Here is a 1,409-nt window from a genome sequence, read left to right on the forward strand (position 1 = left end):
AATACTGTAGCAATAATGGTCGTATGGCAGAAAGTCCTGTTCGTATGTTCAAGTATTTACTTCTGAAAACAATTTACACCGTTTCCGATGTTGATGTAGTGGAACGTTCCCGTTATGATATGTCCTTTAAATATTTTTTGGATATGAATCCAGAAGACGATGTTATCAATTCTAGTTCATTAACAAAATTTAGAAAACTACGATTGAAAGACACCGACCTATTAAACTTATTGATAAACAAAACGGTAACCATAGCTATTGAGAAAGGTATTATCCGTTCCAAGTCAATTATTGTTGATGCCACACATACTTTATCAAGATCCAATCCATTTTCAGCCATAGAAGTATTGAGAGAGCGTTCAAAGCTACTTCGAAAAACGGTATATATCTTTGATGACCAATTCAAAGAACGTATGCCTGAAAAGAATACCGATAATGATTTAGAGAAAGAATTGAAGTATTGTAAGGAGTTGGAAGAACGTATAGAAAACGAGCCGTCTATAAGTTCAATCCCCGCGGTGAAAGAAAAATTAAATCTACTAAAAGAAACCGTAGAAGATACTCAAGAAAATTTGACTTTATCAAAAGACACCGATGCTAAAATAGGTCATAAGTCCGCTGAGAGTTCCTTTTTTGGATACAAGACCCATTTAGCGATGACCGAAGAGCGCATCATTACTGCGGCTGTAGTTACATCAGGAGAAAAAGGCGATGGACCAGAATTGCCCAAACTTTTAGAAATTAGTCAAGAAAACGGAATTGATGTGGATGCCATTATTGGCGATGCGGCTTATTCTGGGAAAGAGAATCTTAAAATCACAAGTGAACAAAATATTAAAGTAGTAGCAAGACTCAATCCATCCATAACACAAGGGTTTAGAAAAGACGAAGATAAATTTGATTACAATAAAGATGCCGATAGGTTTGTTTGTCCAGCAGGTCATATGGCAATACGAAAAGCTCGTCAAGGAACCAAAGATGTTGGGAAAAACCAAGTAGATACTTATTATTTTGATGTCGAAAAATGTAAATCCTGTCCTTTAAAAAATGGCTGTTACAAAGATGGTGCTAAAACAAAAACGTATTCTGTATCCATAAAATCAGAATTACATCAAGATCAAATGGCTTTTCAAGAAACTGAATATTACAAAGAAAAAGCAAAACACCCATACAAGATAGAAGCCAAAAATAGTGAGTTGAAAAATGTACACGGATATGATAGAGCCATATCTTATGGGATTAACAATATGCAAATGCAAGGAGCAATAGCCATTTTTACAGTCAACTTAAAAAGAATACTGAAATTAATATAGGAAATGCAATTTACAAGCGCATTATACAAAATGAACCTATACAAGTCAAAAATCGACTGATACAACCTACAATAAAAAAAGTTATATAAAGAAAAA

Annotated in this window: 1 protein-coding gene; it reads left to right on the top strand. The window is 34.0% G+C overall.

The window, feature by feature from the left end:
- The coding region (locus IR213_RS16060) for an IS1182 family transposase (RefSeq protein ID WP_194313293.1) at nt 1–1,313 on the top strand (1,313 nt) is incomplete at its 5' end.
- Nucleotides 1,314–1,409 lie beyond the last annotated feature (96 nt).

It is taken from the genome of Flavobacterium soyangense, assembly GCF_015277675.1.
GTDB classification, from domain to species: domain Bacteria; phylum Bacteroidota; class Bacteroidia; order Flavobacteriales; family Flavobacteriaceae; genus Flavobacterium; species Flavobacterium soyangense.